We start from the raw sequence: 22,539 nt of genomic DNA, 5'->3' as shown, positions 1-22,539 counted from the left end.
ATTTCTTTAAAAGAGTGATGGTAAATTCAAGATTATATTTTCGTTTTCTAAGGATTCAACCATTTTAAGTGATGCTTTTTTGCTGGATGCATTTTTTCTTAATGAATCATCAAGGAAAATATTTAGCGGTGGTTGCAAAGCATATCGTTTATCGACCATAAAAAACGTATCGTTTGATTTGATTTTTAATGGTGGAGTATTCGAAGCAATACGCATATCCAATATGTAAGAAGAGTTATTGTTTAGAACATGATTTACGCCTCTCTCGACAGCTTCTTTTACTTTGGCTGCTGTAAGTACAACTTCTCCGTGTTCTCCACCAAATGCTTTTGCTAAATTCACAAAATCCATTTTTGGTCTTTCTAATCGTAAATAATCAGGATCCATTGTTTTTGGCGTCCATCCATATCCCGGAGCCTTTCCGTAGGCATCCACAACTTGTTGTAGACCTAGTTGTAGCGTATGATATTCATGATTATTGGTAATAATATATAAGATTGGTAATTTTTCGTGAGCTGCAGTCCACCAGGTTTGCGGATAAAATAAAGAAGATCCGTCGCCTATGGCATTAATGACCAATTTAGTACCGATTCCTTGTGCTGTTTTTGGTTCCAATTTAATTCCTAACGAAGCAGGCATCGACCATCCAAGCGAACCACCGGCTACACAATAATAACTAATAGGTTTTGCTCCATTGGTTCCAAAAGGAAGATAATATTGAAAAGGAGCTCCATCGGAAACAGCTTCATGAACGTATACAAAATTATCTGTTAACTTGCGGGTTTCAATAGCTTCTTTTAATGCTTTGGCTATAACAACAGCCCATATATCAGGCTCTTTCATGGCCTTGTCATGATAATCGTTCCATTGTTTAGAACGAGAGATATCCAAGTCCTTGAGGTTTTTATTTCGTGCTTCAGCAGCTATTGGTCTTTGTGGAGTGATATAAGTGTTTAATAGTGGTAATGTGGCCTTAATATCTCCCAGAATAGCTTCTTCACCATAAAAGTTCTTGGCAATATCCCAAGTGTTATTGGTGAGATAGGCTAGTTTTACATTTTCGGGTATCAATGGTCCATCAGAATATTTAAATACTGCAACTTGTGCCTGAGCTCCAAAACCCACTAGAAAAGCTACGTCATGATCTTTAAAAACTGCCTGAACTCCTGCTTGTGACCCAGGTAATTCTCCTTGCCAGTGATAATCATTGTTTGGAAAATTGGCGACACTACTAAAAGATTGTAAAACAACGGGTGCTCCAATTAATTCGGCCAAATCCTGAACTTCCTTCCAGGCATCTGCATAACCTACAGCATCGCCACAAACAATAAGAGGATTTTTGGCTTTAGCCAATAAATTGGCTGTTTGTTTAACAGCTTCATTATCTCCAATAAAGTGAGGAGCAATACGAGTGACTCCTTTAATTTTTTGATTTTCCTCAATGGCGACCATTGTAAATTCCCACGGTATAGAAATAAAAACAGGACCATTTGGTGGTGCCATCGCTTCCTTAAAAGCTCTTTGTAATACCAATGGAATTTCCTCGGCGGTACGTACTTCATGAGCCCATTTAGTATATTGCTTTGCTAGGTCTACCAGATTTGACGCTAGTAATGGTTCTTGAGTAACCAACTCGTTTTGTTGCTGGCAGCAAAGAATTACCAACGGCATTTGAGAACGATGAGCGTTAAAAAGATTACCTATACTGTGTGCAATTCCTGGCGTAACATGCACCACAAGTACTCCGGGTTTTCCTGTCATGCGGGCAGAACCCATTGCGGCTCCAATAGCAATATTTTCATGTAAACATTCGATATATTTAACTCCATTTTCCGGATATGAAGTTCCATCTATTAGTGGAATTTCATTAGTACCGGGAACGCCAAATATATATTGGATTCCTAAATCTTTAAGGATATCAAATAAATAATCTCTAGTCCATCGTGTAGGGTTTTGAATTGCTTCTTTTTTCATGATATTTGGGGTGTTGTTTTGCAATGAGTTAATATTGTGATGATTATGGTTTTGAATAGATTGTAAATCAAAGGTAGAAACAAGCTTTTATAAAAAATTGAGTATAAATACGTGTTTTGCAAATACTGAATTTTATTTTTAATTAGTTGTAAATAACAAAAGGCGAGATACATATTCTTTTTACAGAAAGTATCTCGCCTAAGCGTTTTATTATTTGAGAGTCTTTACTCTATATCTATGTCCTTTAAAACAAAAAAGACACTACGTTTATGGAGTGTCTTTTCTGTTTCGGTAATCTATTGCAATGTTGTAATAAAAATTACAATGTCGTTGTTTCAATAGATGACGTTATTGTTGAATTAATAATAGATAAAGTAAGAGAATCTTGTTCGCCAGAGAAAAAGGCGTCCAATATTTTTTGAAATACAGGATTGCTATTTTCTACTAATGTAAAAAGAGTCATTGAAGAGCGTAATTTTCGCGCATCCAATTCTCCAAGAATTGTTTCTGCAGCGATCATTTTATAAGTCAGTAATAATTCTGAGATCTCAATAAGATGTTTTCCTAAAATAGGATGTTCCAGAAATTCAGTAGCTTCTTTTAAATCAGCAATCGCATAATAATTGGACGTATCGCTAGTCCCCAATCCTTTTATTTGAGGGAAGATGAACCACATCCAGTGAGCCTCTTTTTTTCCTTTTTTAATTTCAGAAAGAGCGGTAAGATAAAGGTGGTTTTGTGCCTCTAAAAAGCGGATTAAATCATTGTTTGAGTGAGTCATTGTTGTATTATATTAATAAAAAAAGGTTGCAAAAATAGTAAAAAAGATAGGAGAAACCTAATACAAGATTCAGACAGTGTGTGTTTTATGACTAAGTTGAGGATTATCCTACGTTATTTTTTGTTAAAACAAATGATACCTTCTGAAAGTCAGATTAATCCTTGCAGGTCTTTTTTTATTTTCTCCAAATGAAGATGTATTCTTTAACATTTACCCCCGATTAACATCTTTTTTCAATCTTAAGCTTGGTATAAAAGCCTATAATAGGAGGGGAGTTCTAATTAATACGATCAATTCTAGTTGTTTTTTAGCTCCTTTGCGGCAGCTTTTTTTGCATCTTTATCTTTCTTTTTAAAATAACCTCTTAATAAAAAGTTGTGTTTGGCAGCCTCGAGATCTTCATTTAATTTCTCAGAGCTGCTTTCCAGATTTTCCAGTGTTTTTTTCAAATTGGCACCCGATTGTTCATCGTGCATCAAGACGCCAATAGTAGTATTTGGATTTGCACTTGCTTCTTTTAGATTTGTCACTAATGCATTGGCATTTTGAGTCATTTGATGTAATTGCAATGCAGATTTTTTTATCGAACTAAAAACAACAGTATCTGTTACTAATTCATTGGCAAGAGTTCCTTTTTTATTTAATTTTGAGCTAAAACTATTAAGCGAAGTCATGAGATCTTTTGCTTTTGCAGAAGCATCATTAAGAGATGCAGTTGCCGAATTGATGTTATTGTATAATGTATTGTCATTTATTAATTTCCCAACCGTTCCCTCGCTTGTCGTTAGTTTTTTGCTTATAGTTTTAAAATCAGTGGTAATAGCCAGAATATTTTCATTGTTTTTCTGCAACGTATTCATGATATTTTCTGTGGTTAATGATTTCTCAATAGCCAAAGTGTCTCCTTCCTGCACAGCATTAGATTGAGAAGTACCTCCATAGATAACGATGACTTTATTACCAATAAGTCCATCATTACTTATTTTGACTTTGGCATCTTTACGAATGAAATTTTGTATGTTTTTCTCCACATTTAAGCGCACTAAAACATGTGATTTATCATTGAGACTTACACTAGCGACAGTTCCTACTTTAACACCCGAGAACCAAATGTTATTTCCTTTTTGCAATCCATTTACATCATCAAATAGGCAAACTAACTGTACTTTATTTTTAAAGGTTTCATGCAGATTACCTACCATTAGAATTCCCAATGCAAGGAAAATTATTCCTAGTAAAATAAAAAGACCCACAATTATACCACGTTTATTAGGAGACTCATTCATAACTTATTGTATAAAATTATAGTTAAAAAACTCTTTTACCTGTTTATTATCTAAGTTTAAAACTTCTTCAAATTTTCCGACTTTCAAAAATTCCCCTTCAACCAGCATGGCGATGCGATCACAAGTATTTTTGGCACAGGTAAGATCATGGGTAATAATAACAGAACTGGTTTTATATCTCTGTTGTACTTCTACAATAAGATCATTAATTTCGGTACTTGTAATAGGATCTAATCCAGCTGTAGGCTCATCGTACAACATTATTTCGGGGTTAAGAATCAATGTTCTTGCTATCCCGATTCTCTTGCGTTGCCCTCCAGAAAGATCTGCAGGGAGTTCCTTTATTTTATCTTTTAATCCTACAGCATCCAGCGCTTCTTCAACGGCATTATTCACTTCTTTTTTAGAAAGGTTCTTCACGTTCATTGTTAGCGGAAATGCCAGATTTTGATAAACATTCATACTATCATACAAAGCACTGTTTTGAAACGAAAATCCAATTCGCAATCGCAGCTCGTCTAATTCTTTTCGGTGTAATTTATTAACCTGTTTTCCCAATACCATTATTTCGCCTTTGTCAGGTTTTAATAATCCCACAAGAGTTTTTATCAATACCGATTTACCAGAACCGGATTTTCCAAGTACAGCAATATTTTCACCCCTGTGAACTGTTAAGTCCACACCCTTTAAAACATCCAGCTCACCAAAGGATTTATATAATCCGTTGATTTTTATGACTGTTTCGTCTGTATTAATATTATGTTGTACTTTGTGTCTCTCCATTTTAAAAATATCTTATCCAATTAACAACTTGTACAATAATAACTTCTTCAAAAAAGATAAGAAACATTGCAAGCACCACCGCATGATTTGTTGCCTTTCCTACGCCACGAGTTCCTTGTTTGGCATAAAATCCTTTATAACAGCCAACAATTCCAATAGTAAAACCATAAACAATAGATTTAATGAGAGATGAAAAGATGTCTAAAAAAGAAATATTAGAAAAGGCATTTTTATAAAACGTTACCAAACTGGTAGCTTCTTCGGAGTGAACATTATAATAAGAGCCCAATAATCCTACACAACTGCAATACAATGCCAGAATAGGTATAGAGATTGTTGTAGCAAGAACGCGGGTAACAACCAGATATTTGAAAGGATTGATCGCAGAAACTTCCATAGCTTCAATTTGCTCTGTTACTTTCATGGAGCCCAGCTCTGCACTAATGCTTGAACCAACTTTACCCGCACAAATTAATGCAGTTACCAGTGGACCTAAAGCCCTTACAATAGCGATTCCTATTAATGATGGTAACCAGGAAACGGCACCGAAAGTCTCTAATGAGGGGCGTGATTGTTTTGTAAAAACGATACCAACAATGAATCCGGTAAGCGTTATTAATGAAAGTGATTTTAATCCTACTTCAAAACATTGATTGATAATTTCCCGCCAATGAAAAGGAGATGTAAATGCTTCTCTAAAAAAGCGAGCCGTAAAACGATACCCTTGATAAACACCCTCTAAATAAGAATCTATTGATTTTGAAAACAAATTTTTTTTTGTCCCGATACTATTCATTCTAGAGTGTTTTATTATGTTATTATAATCTGAATCTTTAAAAATAAACCGAATATACCTCTATTGAATAGGTATTATAAAATTACAAAAATAAAGTTATAATGAAGATTTTATTCTAAAAGATGTTGATAATGAAATTATTGTACTCAGAATAACTTATCGTTTTTAAGATACATATAAATAAAATATTCATTAATATTGAAAATAATTCTTTGTTAGCTGTAAGAAATTCTTTGTAATATCTTGTAATTTAGGTCATTTGTATATTTATATTTATTTTTTAGGTGTATTAAAATATACTTTTTAGTATATTTGTATTCTAATTGCAACATACAATGCTTACAAAGGCCGAAAAAACAAAACAATTCATATTAGAAACTGCGGTACCACTTTATAATGAGAAAGGTATTTCGGGAGTGAATATAGATGATGTCCTTGAGGCGACAAAGCTTACCAAGGGGTGTCTTTACGGTCATTTTCAAGGTAAAGATGATTTGTCTGAACAAGTTATAGATTTATCGCTTAAGAAGATTTCGGATAAAGTAAGAGCTGCTGTTTCTAAAGGTAAAACACCCAAAGGTAAAGTGCTTGCATTTATGGACTTTTATAAAAATCCTATTGAAACATACATTTCCGGAGGATGTCCTATATTTAATACGGCTGTAGAGGCCGATGATAATTATCCGGGTGTAAAATTGAAAGTAGCCAAAGTGTTTAGAACTGGTCAGGAAGAAATTACTGCTTTGCTTCAGGAAGGAATTAATATTGGTGAATTTTCCAATACTCTTGATCCTGTTGTTTTTGCTTTTAAAATGGTTGCTGCTATAGAAGGAGGGATTGTAATGTGTAGAGTTATGGACACTGCTAAACCTATGCAAGGTCTTATTAAGAGTCTAAAATCTGAATTGGAGCAATACGCTCTGTAATTTTTTTTAGATAAAAATAAACTAAAAAGTATATTTTAAAATAAACTAAATAGTATAAATGTTTAAATAATAGAATCGTAAATATCTATAAAATAAACAAAATAAAAATAATTTTTTAATTTAAATAAACAATAATGAAAACAACAGGAAATACAGTATTTATAACTGGAGGGAGCGCAGGAATAGGGTTGGCTATAGCTAAAAAATTAAGCGCTGCGGGGAATAAAATAATCATTAATGGGCGTAATGAAGAACGTTTGCAAAATGCATTAAAACAATTGGATAATGCTATTGCGATACAAGGGGATTTATCATTGGAAACAGATAGAGTTCGTATTGCAACACAATTAAAGGAGAATTATCCGGAGGTGAACATAATCATCAATAATGCTGGTGCTGCTTTTGCTTACCTTTTAAGTGAAACCAAAAATGCACATGAAAAAGCACTTATCGAAATGAATACGAACTATTTTAGTGTGATACATTTTACAGAATTGTTACTGCCTCACCTGGCTAAAAAGGCAGAGGCAGCTATTATAAATATTTCGTCAATTGCAGTTTTCGACAGTCATAAATTTCTACCTACTTACGGTGCGACAAAGGCTGCATTGCATAGTTATACCGTTGCATTGAGATACACATACGAAGAAGAAAAAAATATCCAGATTTATGAGGTATATCCTCCATTGGTAAATACAGAATTTTCGGCAGGAATAGGAGGGGCAAACGGTATTCCACCAGAAGATGTTGCCGATGAATTACTTCTTGCTTTAGAAAAAAATCAGTTTGATGTTCCAGTAGGAGATTCTAAACAATTTTTTAAATAATTAAGTAAAATTAAGTTCTTCGTTATGAAAGTAGAAATAACTGACTATTTTTTCAAAAAAAGTTTCTTAAATTTAATAACGGAGAATTTATTTAGAGAATAAAAAATTTAAATAAAATGGATATAAAAGGTAAAACAATATTGATTACCGGAGGTGCTTCTGGTATTGGATTAGAATCTGCCAGACAGTTTTTATCAGAAGGAGCCAACGTGATTATTACAGGTAGAAATCAGGCTAAATTAGATACTGCAAAAAAAACACTTCCCCAATTAACAGTTATAAAAAGTGATGTCGAGAATCCCGATGATGCATTATCCCTCTTTAATAAGGTGGTTTCTTTGGGCGGAATTGATATTTTATACAATAATGCAGGTGTTGGAAGTCCGGCGCTAAATCTTGGAATTGCAAATGAACAAATTCTGAAGAATGCAATTTATGAAATGAACGTTAATTATTTGGGTGTTATAAGACTGAATGATCTTTTTATTAATATGCTCAAATCAAGAAAGGAAGGGGCAATAATAAACACAACATCAATTTTAAGTTTAGTTCCAGCCATCGAAGAGCCAACTTATTCTGCAACTAAAGCAGCTTTAAGTTTTTATACCCGATTGCTTAGGAAAGATTTGGAGATATTGGGAAGTAACGTAAAAGTATTTGAGCTGTTACCTCCAGTTGTAGCAACAGAGATGACGGCTAATAGAAATGACAAAAAATTAACCACAGAACAGTTGGTAACAGCACTTATTTCGGGACTTAAAAAAGATCAATTTACGATTCGTGTTGGGGATTCCAAGTTACTATATTTTGTAAGCAGGTTTTTCCCTAAACTAGCTTTTAATCTGGTAAATCCTAAAAAAGCATACACAAGTCTTAAGTAATAAATAAAGTTTTAAAGTATATAAAATGAAAGCATTTATAATTAACAAGTATAGTAAAAATTCCAGATTGGAGCTTGTAGATATGCCTGTACCGGAAGTAAAGGATAATGATGTTCTGGTTGATGTTTACGCATCTGGATTGAATTTTTTGGATTCCAAAATAAAGGCAGGCGAATTTAAACTCATTTTGCCTTATAAACTTCCATTAATTCTGGGACATGATGTAGCAGGTATAATAACTAAGGTTGGGAAAAATGTGAAAAAGTTCAAAGTTGGTGATGAAATCTATGCCAGACCATCTGATTTTCGCATCGGAACATTTGCAGCTTTTATTGCCATAGATGAAAAAGATGTAGCACTCAAGCCTAAGAATCTTTCTATGGAAGAAGCCGCATCCATTCCCTTGGTGGCTCTTACAGCTTGGCAGGTACTGGTTGAAAGAGCACAAATAAAAGAAGGGGATAAAGTGTTTATTCAGGCAGGCTCCGGAGGCGTAGGAACCATTGCAATTCAGCTTGCGAAACATTTAGGCGCTAAGGTTGCTACCACTGCAAGTATAAAAAGTTCCGAGTTATTAAAAGAGTTAGGTGCCGATTTAATTATTGATTATAAAAATGAAGATTTCGAGAAACGCCTAAGTAATTATGATGTTGTATTGAATAGTCAGGATAAAAAAACACTTGAAAAATCGATAAACATATTAAAATCCGGCGGAAAATTAATTTCAATTTCAGGGCCTCCAACTCCGGATTTTGCAAAAGAAATTGGAGCGCCCTGGTATGTAAAAAAAATTCTTTCCTTAATAAGTGCCGGCATACGTAAGAAAGCGAGAAATCGAAATATTGATTATTCCTTTTTATTTATGAGAGCGCAAGGGGAACAGTTAAGTAAAATTACTGCTCTTATAGAATCGGGAATAATTAAACCGGTTATGGATAAAATCTTTCCTTTTGAAGAATTAAACGAAGCACTATCTTATGTAGAAAGTGGACGTACAAAAGGAAAAGTTGTTGTGAAAATGAAATAAGTAGTCTATATTTTTTGCTAAACATTTCATACTTGTGCTGCGCAAATGTCTCCGACTTTGCGCAATTTTGAATTTTAAAATTCCATTACAGAGCCCAAACCACGTCTTAATCCTTTAAATGTTCCTACTTTTTCAATGGCAAGTATGGCACCTTTTACATAAGGTTGCGCACTTGTACCGGAATCATGTCGGATGGTTAATTTTTCATCTTGTAATCCGAAAATAGTTTCGATGGAAATAACGTGTCCCGGAAGCCGAATAGAATGAACTTGTACACCATCTAAGTTTGCTCCACGACTTGCTTTATCGCCAATTATTTCATCATTAGAAACATGAACCGTTGGCTTTTGGATTTGAGAAAGGCGATGTGCTAATTCTCTGGCTGTTCCGCTTGGGCTATCAATTTTATCTTGATGTGCATAATCAATAATTTCGAAATTTGGAATGTACTTGGCAGCCATTTCAGCAAATTTTTGCAGTAGCACCACTGTCATAGCAAAATTTCCAACAGCCAATACAGAAGCATTGTTTTCAAGAGCTACTTTTTCGATCTCGCTATAATCTTCGTTTGTTAAGCCCGATGTTCCAACAACAACATTCTTTCCTTTTTTTAATGTAGCGATAATATTCTTTTTGCCTACTTCGGGCTTTGTATAATCCACCAATACATCAAAATTAGTTTCTGATAGAGCTGTTTCTATATCTCCAAAAACAGGGATTTGTACATCTCCTAAATTTAGAATTTCCGCGAGATTTTCGCCCTTGTGTTTTCGGGATAATGCGCCAACCAACTGCATTCCGTCAATATTAAAAATACCTTTACTCAATTCTGAGCCTGCCCAGCCTGTTGCTCCTGCTATAAATACTTTTATCATTTTCTTTATTTTTTATTTCCCCTTCGATTGAGTTAAAATATTTTCTTATTGAGGGTGTTAGGTGTTATATTTGATTACAATTTAAAAAAAATAACTCAGAATAAGTAAACAGCAGTATTAAATTTTAAATCTTACTATTAATAATTACTATTAACTATAATAGATTGAAATTGAATATACAAGGTAGTAATAAGGTTATGTAATAGGAAAAATCCAATATCTTTGTTTTAGTTTAAAAAAGGTGAACATTTATGCTGGAAAATTTCTCATTTGGTCTCGGGCTTGTTACTGCTATTGTATTAATCATTATGCTGGCCAATAAATTAAAAGTTGCCTATCCGGTACTTTTGGTTATTGCTGGATTAATTTTAGGGTTTATCCCTGGTGTTCCAATACTACATATTGAGCCGGAGCTTATTTTTATAATTTTTCTGCCACCATTACTTTATGAAGCAGCTTGGTCAATCTCCTGGAAGGAATTATGGCGTTGGAGGCGAATTATAAGCAGTTTTGCATTTGTAGTGGTGTTTCTTACGGCACTTTCAGTAGCATTTGTAGCCAATTATTTTATCCCTGGTTTTTCTTTGGCTTTGGGTTTCTTGCTTGGGGGTATTGTATCGCCACCAGATGCAGTAAGTGTAGGTGCCATTTTTAAAATTGTAAAAGTGCCACGCACATTGTCATCTATTCTTGAGGGAGAAAGCTTGCTTAATGACGCATCATCGCTTATTATTTTTCGATTTGCATTAATAGCAGTTGCAACAGGTCAATTTATATGGTATGAGGCAGCTTTGGATTTTGTTTGGATGATTATTGGAGGTATTGGGATTGGGTTACTACTTGGATTAATCTTTAGAAAATCTCAAAAATATTTGCCTACCGATGCCAATATGGATATCGTTCTTTCATTAGTAGCTCCTTATTTAATGTATATTATAGCAGAACATGTACATAGTTCCGGAGTTCTTGCAGTAGTAAGTGGTGGTTTATATTTATCAAATCACAGGCATTCCTTTTTGAACAGTGCTTCCCGAGTACGTAGTGTAAATGTTTGGGAAAGCCTTTGTTTTGTACTCAATGGTCTTGTATTTATCCTTATAGGTCTAGCACTTCCAGAAATTACAGCAGGTCTTGAAGGAGTTAGTATCTACAATGCAATTGGTTATGGAGTATTGGTTACAGTTGTTTTAATTGTGGGCAGAATTTTATCTGCGTATGGAGCAGTTATAGTAACAATGATTGCGCGAAATTTCATTACAGTTGCCGAGACTACCAATCCGGGTTTTAGAGGCCCTTTTATTTTAGGATGGTCGGGTATGCGAGGTGTTGTATCCCTTGCAGCAGCTTTATCGATACCAATAAATCTTGATGACGGCACACCATTCCCACAAAGAAATCTAATATTGTTTATTACGTTTGTCGTAATTTTTCTAACATTAACCATACAGGGATTGACTTTACCGGTGTTAATAAGGAAATTAAAGATTCCTAGTCCTCCCCAAAAGTTTACAGAAGAAGAGATTCATAATCGAATAAACCAACAACTGGCAGAAATTGCCCTTAATAATCTAAATAGTAATTACAACGAGCAACTTAAAACTTTACCATTACTACAGCAAATGGCGACCAAGTGGCAAGCAGGTATTAATTCTTCTGATGATGTAAAAATGACCAAAGAAATCGAAATAATATATCGTGAGATTCTAAACAATCAAAGGCAATGGTTGATCCAGAAGAATAAAAGCTTTGAATTATTAGACGAAGAAATTATCCGTAGACATTTATACCGTCTCGATATGGAAGAAGAAAAACTACGCTTGATGTGATCATTTTTGACTCGATAAACCCAAAAAATCCGTTTCGGGTTCAATTTTGTCCGTCTCCCCTCAATTTATAATATTCATAATATTTAGACTTTATACTTTTGACCTGTTAAAAAACAATTATTAGTATAAAAATTAAAATTTTAAAGTTATGAACATCATAAAAAAATTATTTATTGGCTGTATTCTGTTAGCTACTACAAGCGGTTTTAGCCAAAGCTTTTTCAAAAACATAACAGATCGTCTTTATTTTGGAGTAAAAGCCGGAGCGAACTATAGTGATTTTTCTAATGCAGACTTTGATACAGAAGGGCTGACAGGCTTTCATGCGGGTGGTATTGTAGGTTACAAATTCAATGATAAGTTTTCTATTCAAGAAGAGTTTTTATACTCCACCCAAGGAGCCAAAATAAAAGGAGGTCTTATGGATGGCAAGGATATAAAACTATCTTATGTAACAGTTCCAATTCTATTAAAGTATAAAACAAATTTTGGTTTATATTTTGAGGCAGGTCCGCAAGTAGGGATATTAGTAGATGAGAATTTTAGCGCTTTGGGAATCAATTCAGGCACAAAATATGCCGAAAAAATTGACGGAGGAGTTTCAGCAGGGATTGGTTATCAGTTCAAAAATGGATTAGGAATCGGAGCAAGGTATTATAGATCTTTAACGGATGTTACAAAAGTGAAAACTGCTGGTATAAATACTGATTTTCAAAATAATACAGGTCAGGTAAGTTTGTTTTATATTTTTTAAAAATAACAAATAAGGGTTAGGTTACCACGCTTTTTTATTTTGATATCGTGATGAAAGTTCCGGCTACAATTTGTAGTCGGACTTTTTTTGTAGCTGAAAGTATGATTTTATAATTAACTGTAAAACGGGTGATAAGATAAAATATTCATACATATTTTGTATATTCCTTGCTGTAAATAATGCTAAAACTACAATGAAAATACACTAATCGTTTAACTTTATCAATATGATAAACAATATTAAGAAAACCGTAAATTCATATAATCTCAAAGAGATTAGAAAGTTAAATATGCTGCTGGTGGGACTGGCTTTTCCATTTACTTTTTTATTACTCTTTCTGTTTGAGGAGATACTCTCAGCCTTATTTGTTCTGGCAATTAAAACAGCTTGTTATATGCTTATTACAAGCAACTTATTGGTTGAGATTTTAAAGTACAGCGCAAAAAAGTTTCCTGATGATCTTTTTAAGTTTAGATTATGCAGGTATAGTCTTAGCTATACCTCAGGAATAGTAATTTATCTTACACTATGGCCAATTTTTTCTTATCTGGCAAAAATTCCAAGTCATTTGGATAACTATAAGCTTTTGGCAGCATTTATTGCTATTGCTATTGTGCTTACTACCATTATATTATTTTTGCATGACTTTGTAATTTTCAGGGAGAATAAAATCCAGACAGAGCTTGAAAATTCTCGTTTACAACTTCGTACTTCACAAGCTGAGAATCTGCTCTTAAAACAACAGATTCATCCTCACTTTCTATTTAATTCATTAAATACGTTGAAAGCCTTATATAAAAAAGACCCCATACTTGGCGAAACGTATCTAATACAATTAGCCGATTTTCTGCGAGCTGCCGTATCGCATAACAATGACTGTGCAACAACACTCGAGGAAGAAATACACATTTGTAAAAATTATATGGAAATGCAAAAAATACGTTTCGGTGATGCTTTGGAATGGGATATAGAAATAGAGGATATAAAAATGCTTAAAGGTTTTGTTCCTTCTTTTTCATTACAACCATTACTGGAAAATGCAATAAAACACAACATATTTACCAAGCAAATTCCACTAAAGTTAATTATAAAACAGGAAGGTGAAAATATAACAGTATACAACGCTATTAATCGCAGAGATGCGGGAGAGACGTCTACAAAAAGTGGACTTAGTAACTTAGCCGAACGCTACCACTTGTGGTCAGGTCAGGAAATTATAATCAAGAATGATGGAAAAACCTTTTCTGTCAGTTTTAAAATCATGATGCATGAAAATAATAATTATTGAAGATGAAATGCTTGTTGCAGACGAGCTTGTTGACAATCTTAAACAAATAAAACCAGATGTAGAAATTGTATGCATTTTAAGTTCTGTTAAAGAAGCAATAGATTATTTTACAGATAATCCGCAACCGGATCTTATTTTTAGTGACATACAATTAGGTGATGGGTTAAGTTTTGACATTGCAAAAGTAATAACGATCGATGTGCCTATAATTTTTTGCACTGCGTTTGATGAGTATGCGCTCGATGCTTTCAGGGTAAACGGAATAGAATATATACTAAAACCTTTTAGCCTTGAATCATTGGAAAAAGCACTTCTCAAATTCCAAAATATGCAAAAGGTCATGGCTGGAAGTATTGCCTTGAAGTATGAAGCGGCTATGGCTACATTAACGGCAAGAAATAAAAATAACAGTAATACAATAATGGTAAAATATAGAGATAGACTTTTACCATTTACTCTGGATAAGATAGCGCTGTTTTACCTCGAAAATGAAATTACGTATATGTATGCTCATTCCGGAAAAATGTATACCATGACCGATAGTCTTGAAGAACTGGAACATAAGGCAGGATTTGATTTTTTTAGGATGAACAGGCAGTTCCTTGTGAATCGTAATGCGATAGAAGATGCAACAGACTACTTCCCAAGAAAACTTAAAATCAACCTGCTTATTGCATTTGATAGAAATATTATAGTAAGCAGGGAAAAGAGAAGCAAATTACTAACATGGCTTGCCTATTAAAGAGAATTACTTTTTAACCGTTTTGTTATTTTTAATTTAAAATTGATATATAAAACCGCCAATTGATAACATTAGCGGTTTTTTGTATGTTTTAAAGAGTTGCAGCTGCTTCCAGAATTAATTCGGCTACTTCTTTTGGATGTGATGCCAAAGAGATATGCCCTGCATCAAGAGATATGATTTTTTTAGGATTCATTCGTTCCGCCATTTCTTTCTCTGTTTCTGTTGGGATCATATTGTCGTTATTGGACACCTGGTACCAACTTGGTTTTGTTTTCCATGCTGGCTCGCCTGCGATATCTCCAAAACATTGTCCGTGTATAGGTCTTTGAGATAAAGCCATTACGAAGGCATTTTCTTCGTCTAAATCTTGACAGAATGATTTATGAAATTCATCGTATTTAATCCAAAAAAAACCTTTTGCGTCGGGATAAATACTGGCTCCGCCTGCACTGGCTCTACGCCCCAAGAGACCTCCCAAACTTTCTCCTGCATCTGGTGCAAATGCTGCGATGTACACTAAACCTACTACTTTATCATGATTTCCTGCTCCCGAAATTACAGCACCACCGTATGAATGTCCTACCAATAGTACATTTCCCTCCTGTGCATCAATTAGATCAGTTGTTTTATTAATGTCATCTTGCAATGAGGTTAAAGGATTTTGAACGCTACGCACTTTATAACCGCTTTTTACCAATGCCGGAATTACGTGTCTCCAGTGTGAGCCATCTCCCCATGCACCATGAACCAAAACAATGGTTAAATCTTTTGTTGCCATATTTTTATTTTTAAATTGTTTGATAAGGCAAATTTATCCACTTGAGATTCAATAGGCGTTCACTTAAGTTAACTAATGAAAATTCTTTTTCTTATCCGACTAAGAGATTGCGGCGTTATACCCAGATAGCTTGCAATGTGTTTTTGGTGGACTTCTTGAAAAATTAAAGGGCTTTCTTTTAATAAATTCGTATATCGCTGTTCGGGGGAGTAGTATAATAAATCCTCTATTCTTTTTTTTGCATCCAGATATAATTTTTCTTTTGTTTTTCGGCCGAATTCCTGCCAATAGATTCCTTTAGTATATAATTTTTTTAAATCATCTTTATGCAATAAAAATAGCTCTGATTTGTGAATTGCCTGAATGTTTAATTTTGATTTTTTGTCAAATAGTAAGCTTTCATAATCCGTAAAGAACTGATTATTAAAATGAAAATTAAAGCTTATGTCATTACCATTTTCGTTATTGTGAAAACTTCTCAAGGTTCCATTTTTAACAAAACCAATATATTCACATTTTCCTTCTTGTTGTAAAAAGAACTCGGATTTTTCAAGTGTAATACTTTTTAGTTGAGAAAAAAACTCGTCAAAATGTTCCGCGTCTACTTGAAACAGGCTGCCATATTTTTGAAAATTATCAGACATTTTTATCTTTTTTTAATGCAAGGATAAAGGTAGAATAATTTAGAAGGTCTCACAATATTTCTCTTTTATTGGAGAGGACTATTAATATGCGAATTCAATCTTTTTTGTTAGTTCGATCTTTATTTATTTTATTTTTAATTTAAAATTTCATCCATGTTAAGATTGTGTATAATTGTATAACTTTTCGGATTAATTATATAACTTTTTCCGATTTTAAATTTACATTTTTGTTGTAATTGGTTGATTTATTATGTTGTATGAAAAAATACGTAAATTTTATAACCCTTTTTTAATTCCCAAATTATGAGAAATACAAACCACATTGCCATTCTATCGAGTGCGCTTTTTACCCTATTTAGTTGTTCGAGTGATAAAGATGTCAATACCAATCCTGGTACAGTAACCAATCCGGTAGAAGGTAATGCAGCAAATACAACTTATAAACCTGCATTTGCAGGACAAACCCGTATCGATGGGTTAAAGACAAATACAAGCTTTCAGGCAGCTGTTATTACTTCTGGTTTGACTAGTCCTTGGGGAGTAAAAAGTCTTCCAGACGGCAGATTATTAATTACAGAAAAAGCGGGCATTATGCGCATTGTTACTACAGCAGGAGCAGTGAGCAGTCCAATTACAGGTATTCCAGCTGTTAATGCTGCAGGTCAGGGAGGTTTATTAGGTTTATGTCTGGATCCTGAATATGCTACAAATCGTATGATTTATTGGGTTTTTTCGGAAGCAGCAGGAGGAGGAAATAATACGGCTGTTGCCAAAGGAAGATTATCCACCGATGAGAAAACGATAGAAGGAGCAACTGTAATTTATCGCGCTAATCCTGCCAATGCCAGTACGCTACATTATGGAGGGCGCATACTTTTTGACAAGACAGGTACTCTTGTAGTTAGTACAGGAGAACGTTCTGTGCTTGAAACCCGACCATTGGCACAATCACTTACCGCTGGTTTAGGAAAAGTTGTTAGAATTACAAAAGATGGACAACCGGCATCTGGAAATCCTACTTTTAGTCAAGCAGGTGCATTGCCGGAATTGTATACTTATGGACATAGAAACCCGCAAGGATTGGCATCTCATCCTGTTACAGGTGAAATTTGGCTTGCCGAGCATGGACCACGCGGAGGTGACGAAATTAACCGCTTAAAACCTGGATTTAATTATGGATGGCCAGTTATTACTTATGGCATTGAATATAGTGGAGAAAAAATCGGTGCTGGAATTCAGCAACAAGATGGGATGGAGCAGCCTGTTTACTATTGGGATCCTGTGGTTTCACCAAGTGGTATGACTTTTTATACTGGGAATCGTGTTCCGGAATGGCAAAATAATCTTTTTATAGGCGCTTTAAGCGGAATGCATATTGTACGTCTTGCCATAGAAAATAATCGTGTTGTGGGCGAAGAAAGACTTCTTGCTCAGGAAAACCAGCGATTTAGAGATATTACACAAGGAAATGATGGCGCTCTATACGCTATTACAGATGGAGGTAAGTTGTATAAAATTGATAAGGAATAATTATACACATCTCTTTTTATATAAAACACGAATTATTATGGCGCTATTTGGCGCCATAATTTGTTATAGAGCAGTTTTTTTGAGTTATCGAAATTTGAAATACACATCTTTTTTTTAATATTAAGAACTTAATAGCCTGTAAGTGCAAGAAAAACAGTCTTAAAATAAGTGATCTTTCTACTAATTTATCAGTTTTTAAAAAATAATAATTTTAAACTATACTAATTTGGTAGAATTTATATATATTTGCAGAAGCAAAAAAAAAGCTGCATAACTTATCCAGAAAGACTGAGGGAGTAGGCCCTATGATGTCTTAGCAACCTGTTACCCAATAAGGTGCTAAATCCTTCTGCTACGGCGGACAGATAAGAAAGATTTCCTTGGAAAATCTGAATAAGTTACATCGTATTTTTAAACCTTTTTACTGATTACAATGAAAACTGAGTTAGTCCCTTTGTGTGTCCATTCTAAAAAAAATAACCTGCCTTTCGAAGAAAAAGAAATCTTAGTTTTCCGAATGCGTAGCCGCTAACTTTATAAATACCAATTCCATTTAAATAGCATTTGCTATAGGTCATCTCAAAACTGACCCAGGAATAACTATGTCCAATTTTAAAACAAATTATAATGAAAAAAATCGTATTATTTCTTACGCTTTGCCTTGGAGCAACAGCAGCTCAAGCACAGCAAGATACAAATGTGCAGTTAAAAGGAACAGTTGTAGATACTGTTGCCAAATATGTTTATCTGCAAAAATTCCATAACAAGATGTTCACCACCATAGATTCTGTTAAGGTTGTAGATGGGAATTTCAATTTTAAAACAAAAGTAAAACTTCCGGAACTTTATGGTCTTAGTTTTAACACGGCTAATAGTCCGCTGTACATATTTCTAGAAAAAGGACCAATTACGGTAAAACTGAGCCCAGTAAAATATTACAACAATTCTGTTGTAGAAGGTTCGGCATCTCAGGATTTATTTAATACTTATAAAAAGACGGAGAACGTAGAGATTAGTAAATTCATAACCGAACACCCAACTTCTATTGTTTCGGCTTATGTATTATATAGAAACTGGTCTTACAGATTAACTCCCGAACAAATAACTCAAAACATTGCATTGCTTGATAAAAGTTTGGCTACTACAACTTACGTTAAAGAACTTAAGGAATTGGTAACGGTTTTAAACGGATTGGCTGTTGGTAAAAAGGCACCGGATTTTATAGGTAAAGATGCAGAGGAAAAATCTGTTCGTCTTTCGGAAAATCTTAAGGGATATACATTGATTGATTTTTGGGCGTCTTGGTGCGGACCATGTAGAAAAGAAAATCCAAATATTGTTGCTGCCTATAAACAGTATCATGATAAAGGATTTAATATAATCGGAATTTCTTTGGATAAAAAGAAAGAAAGCTGGGTTAAAGGAATTAAAGACGATGACTTAAACTGGTTACATATTTCGGATCTTAAATTTTGGAATAGCGAAATAGCCAAATTATATGGTGTAAGAGCGATTCCGGCAAATTATCTGGTAGATTCAAAAGGGATAATCGTTGCAAGAAATCTTCATGGCGAAGAACTGGAGACTACACTTAAATCACTTTTAAATAAATAAGATCCCAGTAGCCAAACAAATAGTTTACTCTTAGCAATAAAATTATGTTATTTAAAAAATCTATAGAAAGCCTGATCTCCGAGAATGAGAAAAATGATGGAGCAGGATTAAAGCGTTCATTAGGACCAATAAACCTTGTAGCACTAGGAATTGGTGCAATAGTAGGAGCGGGAATATTTTCTCTTACGGGTATTGTAGCTGCCGAAAATGCTGGTCCTGCAGTTATTCTTTCGTTTATTCTTGCAGCGGTTGCCTGCGCTTTTTGTGCTTTATGTTACGCAGAATATGCATCAATGATTCCTGTAGCAGGTTCGGCTTATACCTATACGTATGCTACGATGGGAGAGTTTATGGCATGGATAATAGGATGGGATTTGGTTCTCGAATATGCGCTTGCTTCTGCTACTGTTGCGGTAAGCTGGTCCAGTTATGCTACAAAATTATTGACGCATCTCCATATTAATCTTCCTCCGGAATTAACAAGTTCCCCATTCGATCCGGTAAAGCTGGCAGATGGAACAACTCTAAGTGGCGGAATTGTTAATCTGCCTGCAATAGTTATTGTTGCTTTACTTTCTCTTGTACTTGCAAAAGGGACCAAAGAATCGGCAACGATGAATAATTTCCTGGTGTTACTAAAGCTGAGTGTAATTGTTCTTTTTATTGTTTTAGGCTGGTCATTTATTCAAGAGGAGAATTATCATCCTTTTATTCCTGAAAATACCGGAGAGTTTGGTCATTTTGGCTGGTCGGGAATAGTTAGAGGTGCCGCTGTGGTATTCTTTGGGTTTATAGGGTTTGATGCGGTCTCAACAGCAGCTCAGGAATCTAAGAATCCACAAAAAGATATGCCTATCGGAATAATTGGTTCGCTTCTGGTAGCGACTGTTTTATATGTTGCCTTTTCTTATGTAATGACAGGAATGGTTTCTTATAAAACTTTTATTGGAGATGCGAGTCCAGCTGCAACTGCCTTTGCTGTTACGGGGTATCATTTTTTAAACAGCGCTTTAATTATTGCAATTCTGGCGGGGTATACCTCTGTAATCCTTGTGATGCTTATGGGACAGTCTAGAGTTTTTTACAGCATGTCCAAAGATGGACTTTTACCTTCTTTTTTCAGTGACATACACAGTAAGTTCAAGACACCATGGAAGAGTAATCTTTTCTTTATGGTATTTGTGAGTATTCTGGCTGGTTTTGTACCCATTTCAGATTTGGGACATATGGTAAGCATTGGTACACTTTTCGCTTTTTCGCTTGTTTCATTAGGGATTATTATCCTAAGAAAAACAAGTCCAGATGTAAAACGAGGTTTCAAAGTACCGTTTGTACCATTCGTGCCGATTTTAGGTATTGGAGTATGTGTATTCCTTATGACAGGACTTCCTCTGGAAAGCTGGGAGCGCCTATTTATCTGGATGGCAATTGGTATCGTGTTTTATTTCCTTTACGGAAAACGACATAGTAAATTAAGAAAAGAAAATGAGCAGTTAAAGAAATAATTAAAATGATAGGGAAATGAATGCTATTGAAAACAAAATAAAACCAAGTCAATTAGAAGACTATTTTTCAAAGTTTAGAGAAAATACAATTGGAGTAAATCATAGTTTTGAATCTGTGTATGGGAAACAAAAGTTGCTTTATGCCGATTGGATTGCAAGCGGAAGATTATATCTTCCGATCGAAGAAATTATGCTAAATAAAATAGGTCCAATGATCGCCAATACGCATTCATTTTCCAGTCAGACAGGTAAAGCTTCAACTTATGCGTATCTGTATGCCAGGGATTTAATTAAGACTCATGTAAATGCCAATGAATCGGACGTTTTGGTTGCTACAGGAACCGGAATGACCGCTGCGATATCCAAACTGCAGCGTATTATGGATTTACGTAAGTTAAATGGTAAAATAACTCATGACATTGATCGACCAGTGGTTTTTATTACACATATGGAGCATCACTCCAATCAGGTTTCCTGGTATGAAACCAATGCTGATGTGGTGGTTTTACCGCCTGATGAAAATAATTTGGTTAGCCCAAAGATACTTTCGGAAGTAATAAAAAAATACTCAGACAGGACTTTAAAGATAGGTTCGTTTACTGCTTCTTCGAATGTTACGGGAATCATTACTCCTTATCATGAATTGGCAAAAATAATGCATAAAAATAATGGGTTTTGTTTTGTCGATTTTGCTGCTTCAGCACCTTATGTTCAAATAGATATGCATCCCAAAAATCCAGAAGAACAATTGGATGCAATTTTCTTTTCGCCACATAAATTCTTGGGAGGACCAGGAACATCCGGTATTTTGGTTTTTAATGAAAAATTATATAAAACTAGTATTCCGGATAACCCCGGAGGAGGAAATGTAAAATGGACTAATCCTTGGGGGAAATATTTGTACAGCAATGTAATCGAAGTTAAAGAAGATGGCGGAACTCCCGGATTTTTACAGGTTATAAGAACAGCTTTGTCTCTGGAACTGAAAGATAAAATGGGAATTGAAAATATTAAAAACCGAGAAAAAGAATTATTAGATATTTGTTATTCCGAGTTTAAAAAGATAGCAGGATTATCAATTTTAGGCAATATTACAACGGATCGAATAGGTTGTGTTTCTTTCATAGTTGAAGACATTCATTATAATTTAATTGTTAGACTTTTAAACGATCGATTCGGAATTCAGGTTCGAGGTGGTTGGTCATGTGCAAGTACGTATGCCCACTATTTATTTGATATTGATGAAGAAAAGTCTAGGGAATTTACAGATAAACTTCTTCTGAAAGATCAGAGTAATAAACCAGGATGGGTTCGTTTATCCTTACATCCTATAATGACAAATGATGAGGTCGTGTTTATCTGTGATGCTATACAAAAAGTAGTTTTAAATCATAAGGAATGGCAAAAGGATTATAGGCATAACCATTCTACCAATGAATTTGAGAGTATTATACAAGAAGAAAACATTGCCGAAGAAGTAAAGGAATGGTTTGTGCTGAAATAAAGTTGAGCTCATTAAAGTTCCCGCTCACGACGTGGATGATCAAGATTTGCAAAAGCAAAATCACTATAGAACGGATTTAAAAAAATAGAAGTAAAATAAAATTCGTTTTAATTCTATCTAACTCTTTGCCGAAGGGACGCAGATTATGCGGATTCGCTAAAGCGAAAACACGGATTAAACGGATTTTATTTTCGA

General features: G+C 34.4%; 20 protein-coding genes and 1 riboswitch. Of the genes, 12 read left to right on the top strand and 8 right to left on the bottom strand.

From position 1 onward, the window contains the following. Positions 1-6: 6 nt before the first annotated feature. From OIU83_RS19290 to OIU83_RS19270, 5 genes are all read right to left on the bottom strand, one after another. On the bottom strand, positions 7-1,974 hold the full coding sequence (locus OIU83_RS19290; protein WP_264207899.1) for a thiamine pyrophosphate-binding protein: 1,968 nt from the start codon (positions 1,972-1,974) through the stop codon (positions 7-9). A gap of 319 nt (positions 1,975-2,293) precedes the next feature. Next, complete coding sequence (locus OIU83_RS19285) at positions 2,294-2,755, bottom strand: DUF1810 domain-containing protein (RefSeq protein WP_264207898.1); 462 nt, start codon at positions 2,753-2,755, stop codon at positions 2,294-2,296. A gap of 296 nt (positions 2,756-3,051) precedes the next feature. Then, on the bottom strand, positions 3,052-4,041 hold the full coding sequence (locus tag OIU83_RS19280) for an MlaD family protein (protein WP_264207897.1): 990 nt from the start codon (positions 4,039-4,041) through the stop codon (positions 3,052-3,054). A gap of 3 nt (positions 4,042-4,044) precedes the next feature. Then, complete coding sequence (locus OIU83_RS19275) at positions 4,045-4,824, bottom strand: ABC transporter ATP-binding protein (RefSeq protein WP_264207896.1); 780 nt, start codon at positions 4,822-4,824, stop codon at positions 4,045-4,047. A gap of 1 nt (position 4,825) precedes the next feature. Beyond that, positions 4,826-5,620 carry an MlaE family ABC transporter permease gene (locus tag OIU83_RS19270; RefSeq protein WP_264207895.1) on the bottom strand — a complete coding sequence of 265 codons (795 nt, stop codon included), beginning with the start codon at positions 5,618-5,620 and terminating at the stop codon, positions 4,826-4,828. Between the two features lie 335 nt (positions 5,621-5,955). Between OIU83_RS19270 and OIU83_RS19265 the strand changes: the two genes are divergently transcribed. From OIU83_RS19265 to OIU83_RS19250, 4 genes are all read left to right on the top strand, one after another. Continuing rightward, positions 5,956-6,546 carry a TetR/AcrR family transcriptional regulator gene (locus OIU83_RS19265; protein ID WP_264207894.1) on the top strand — a complete coding sequence of 197 codons (591 nt, stop codon included), beginning with the start codon at positions 5,956-5,958 and terminating at the stop codon, positions 6,544-6,546. A gap of 134 nt (positions 6,547-6,680) precedes the next feature. Then, entirely contained in the window at positions 6,681-7,373 is a 693-nt protein-coding gene (locus OIU83_RS19260; RefSeq protein WP_264207893.1) for an SDR family oxidoreductase, read from the top strand. 116 nt (positions 7,374-7,489) lie between these two features. Then, positions 7,490-8,254 carry an SDR family oxidoreductase gene (locus OIU83_RS19255; protein WP_264207892.1) on the top strand — a complete coding sequence of 255 codons (765 nt, stop codon included), beginning with the start codon at positions 7,490-7,492 and terminating at the stop codon, positions 8,252-8,254. A 25-nt stretch (positions 8,255-8,279) separates the two neighbouring features. Further along, positions 8,280-9,281, top strand: a complete 1,002-nt coding sequence (locus OIU83_RS19250; protein ID WP_264207891.1) for an NADP-dependent oxidoreductase — start codon at positions 8,280-8,282, stop codon at positions 9,279-9,281. Positions 9,282-9,355: 74 nt separating this feature from the next. Here the strand turns inward: OIU83_RS19250 and dapB are convergent, their stop codons facing one another. Then, positions 9,356-10,156: a 4-hydroxy-tetrahydrodipicolinate reductase gene (gene dapB, locus OIU83_RS19245; RefSeq protein WP_264207890.1), complete on the bottom strand. Its 801-nt coding sequence runs from the start codon at positions 10,154-10,156 to the stop codon at positions 9,356-9,358. Positions 10,157-10,407: 251 nt separating this feature from the next. On the opposite strand from dapB, the gene OIU83_RS19240 reads away from it, so the two are divergent. The 4 genes from OIU83_RS19240 to OIU83_RS19225 all read left to right on the top strand — a co-directional run bounded on the left by OIU83_RS19240 (position 10,408) and on the right by OIU83_RS19225 (position 14,766). Further along, on the top strand, positions 10,408-11,982 hold the full coding sequence (locus OIU83_RS19240; protein ID WP_264207889.1) for a Na+/H+ antiporter: 1,575 nt from the start codon (positions 10,408-10,410) through the stop codon (positions 11,980-11,982). A gap of 148 nt (positions 11,983-12,130) precedes the next feature. Beyond that, the gene (locus OIU83_RS19235; RefSeq protein ID WP_264207888.1) at positions 12,131-12,736 is read left to right on the top strand and encodes a porin family protein; all 606 of its coding nucleotides are present in this window, start codon (positions 12,131-12,133) and stop codon (positions 12,734-12,736) included. A gap of 226 nt (positions 12,737-12,962) precedes the next feature. Further along, positions 12,963-14,024 carry a sensor histidine kinase gene (locus OIU83_RS19230; RefSeq protein ID WP_264207887.1) on the top strand — a complete coding sequence of 354 codons (1,062 nt, stop codon included), beginning with the start codon at positions 12,963-12,965 and terminating at the stop codon, positions 14,022-14,024. Further along, positions 14,005-14,766, top strand: a complete 762-nt coding sequence (locus OIU83_RS19225; protein ID WP_264207886.1) for a LytR/AlgR family response regulator transcription factor — start codon at positions 14,005-14,007, stop codon at positions 14,764-14,766. The genes OIU83_RS19230 and OIU83_RS19225 overlap by 20 nt, the downstream gene beginning before the upstream one ends. A 91-nt stretch (positions 14,767-14,857) precedes the next feature. On the opposite strand, the gene OIU83_RS19220 is transcribed toward OIU83_RS19225, so the two are convergent. Both OIU83_RS19220 and OIU83_RS19215 read right to left on the bottom strand, forming a co-directional pair. Continuing rightward, positions 14,858-15,547, bottom strand: a complete 690-nt coding sequence (locus OIU83_RS19220; RefSeq protein WP_264207885.1) for an alpha/beta hydrolase — start codon at positions 15,545-15,547, stop codon at positions 14,858-14,860. A gap of 68 nt (positions 15,548-15,615) precedes the next feature. Further along, the gene (locus tag OIU83_RS19215; protein WP_264207884.1) at positions 15,616-16,191 is read right to left on the bottom strand and encodes a Crp/Fnr family transcriptional regulator; all 576 of its coding nucleotides are present in this window, start codon (positions 16,189-16,191) and stop codon (positions 15,616-15,618) included. A gap of 303 nt (positions 16,192-16,494) precedes the next feature. Here OIU83_RS19215 and OIU83_RS19210 point away from each other — a divergent pair, with 303 nt between their 5' ends. The 4 genes from OIU83_RS19210 to OIU83_RS19195 all read left to right on the top strand — a co-directional run bounded on the left by OIU83_RS19210 (position 16,495) and on the right by OIU83_RS19195 (position 22,344). Next, on the top strand, positions 16,495-17,721 hold the full coding sequence (locus tag OIU83_RS19210) for a PQQ-dependent sugar dehydrogenase (protein WP_264207883.1): 1,227 nt from the start codon (positions 16,495-16,497) through the stop codon (positions 17,719-17,721). A gap of 272 nt (positions 17,722-17,993) precedes the next feature. Beyond that, positions 17,994-18,093, top strand: a riboswitch (SAM riboswitch). 255 nt (positions 18,094-18,348) lie between these two features. After that, the gene (locus OIU83_RS19205) at positions 18,349-19,335 is read left to right on the top strand and encodes a TlpA disulfide reductase family protein (protein ID WP_264207882.1); all 987 of its coding nucleotides are present in this window, start codon (positions 18,349-18,351) and stop codon (positions 19,333-19,335) included. Between the two features lie 44 nt (positions 19,336-19,379). After that, positions 19,380-20,840: an amino acid permease gene (locus tag OIU83_RS19200; RefSeq protein ID WP_319005364.1), complete on the top strand. Its 1,461-nt coding sequence runs from the start codon at positions 19,380-19,382 to the stop codon at positions 20,838-20,840. 16 nt (positions 20,841-20,856) lie between these two features. Next, positions 20,857-22,344: an aminotransferase class V-fold PLP-dependent enzyme gene (locus tag OIU83_RS19195; RefSeq protein ID WP_264207881.1), complete on the top strand. Its 1,488-nt coding sequence runs from the start codon at positions 20,857-20,859 to the stop codon at positions 22,342-22,344. The last annotated feature ends 195 nt before the right edge of the window (positions 22,345-22,539 follow it).

It is taken from the genome of Flavobacterium shii (assembly GCF_025847235.1).
Taxonomy (GTDB): domain Bacteria; phylum Bacteroidota; class Bacteroidia; order Flavobacteriales; family Flavobacteriaceae; genus Flavobacterium; species Flavobacterium shii.
This window is presented reverse-complemented; position numbering and strand designations above follow the sequence as displayed.

Excerpts from the sequence above, each read along its gene's own strand:
- OIU83_RS19290 (WP_264207899.1), bottom strand. The coding sequence starts at position 1,974 with ATGAAAAAAGAAGCAATTCAAAACCCTACACGATGGACTAGAGATTAT.
- OIU83_RS19285 (WP_264207898.1), bottom strand. The coding sequence starts at position 2,755 with ATGACTCACTCAAACAATGATTTAATCCGCTTTTTAGAGGCACAAAAC.
- OIU83_RS19280 (WP_264207897.1), bottom strand. The coding sequence starts at position 4,041 with ATGAATGAGTCTCCTAATAAACGTGGTATAATTGTGGGTCTTTTTATT.
- OIU83_RS19275 (WP_264207896.1), bottom strand. The coding sequence starts at position 4,824 with ATGGAGAGACACAAAGTACAACATAATATTAATACAGACGAAACAGTC.
- OIU83_RS19270 (WP_264207895.1), bottom strand. The coding sequence starts at position 5,620 with ATGAATAGTATCGGGACAAAAAAAAATTTGTTTTCAAAATCAATAGAT.
- OIU83_RS19265 (WP_264207894.1), top strand. The coding sequence starts at position 5,956 with ATGCTTACAAAGGCCGAAAAAACAAAACAATTCATATTAGAAACTGCG.
- OIU83_RS19260 (WP_264207893.1), top strand. The coding sequence starts at position 6,681 with ATGAAAACAACAGGAAATACAGTATTTATAACTGGAGGGAGCGCAGGA.
- OIU83_RS19255 (WP_264207892.1), top strand. The coding sequence starts at position 7,490 with ATGGATATAAAAGGTAAAACAATATTGATTACCGGAGGTGCTTCTGGT.
- OIU83_RS19250 (WP_264207891.1), top strand. The coding sequence starts at position 8,280 with ATGAAAGCATTTATAATTAACAAGTATAGTAAAAATTCCAGATTGGAG.
- dapB (WP_264207890.1), bottom strand. The coding sequence starts at position 10,156 with ATGATAAAAGTATTTATAGCAGGAGCAACAGGCTGGGCAGGCTCAGAA.
- OIU83_RS19240 (WP_264207889.1), top strand. The coding sequence starts at position 10,408 with ATGCTGGAAAATTTCTCATTTGGTCTCGGGCTTGTTACTGCTATTGTA.
- OIU83_RS19235 (WP_264207888.1), top strand. The coding sequence starts at position 12,131 with ATGAACATCATAAAAAAATTATTTATTGGCTGTATTCTGTTAGCTACT.
- OIU83_RS19230 (WP_264207887.1), top strand. The coding sequence starts at position 12,963 with ATGATAAACAATATTAAGAAAACCGTAAATTCATATAATCTCAAAGAG.
- OIU83_RS19225 (WP_264207886.1), top strand. The coding sequence starts at position 14,005 with ATGAAAATAATAATTATTGAAGATGAAATGCTTGTTGCAGACGAGCTT.
- OIU83_RS19220 (WP_264207885.1), bottom strand. The coding sequence starts at position 15,547 with ATGGCAACAAAAGATTTAACCATTGTTTTGGTTCATGGTGCATGGGGA.
- OIU83_RS19215 (WP_264207884.1), bottom strand. The coding sequence starts at position 16,191 with ATGTCTGATAATTTTCAAAAATATGGCAGCCTGTTTCAAGTAGACGCG.
- OIU83_RS19210 (WP_264207883.1), top strand. The coding sequence starts at position 16,495 with ATGAGAAATACAAACCACATTGCCATTCTATCGAGTGCGCTTTTTACC.
- OIU83_RS19205 (WP_264207882.1), top strand. The coding sequence starts at position 18,349 with ATGAAAAAAATCGTATTATTTCTTACGCTTTGCCTTGGAGCAACAGCA.
- OIU83_RS19200 (WP_319005364.1), top strand. The coding sequence starts at position 19,380 with ATGTTATTTAAAAAATCTATAGAAAGCCTGATCTCCGAGAATGAGAAA.
- OIU83_RS19195 (WP_264207881.1), top strand. The coding sequence starts at position 20,857 with ATGAATGCTATTGAAAACAAAATAAAACCAAGTCAATTAGAAGACTAT.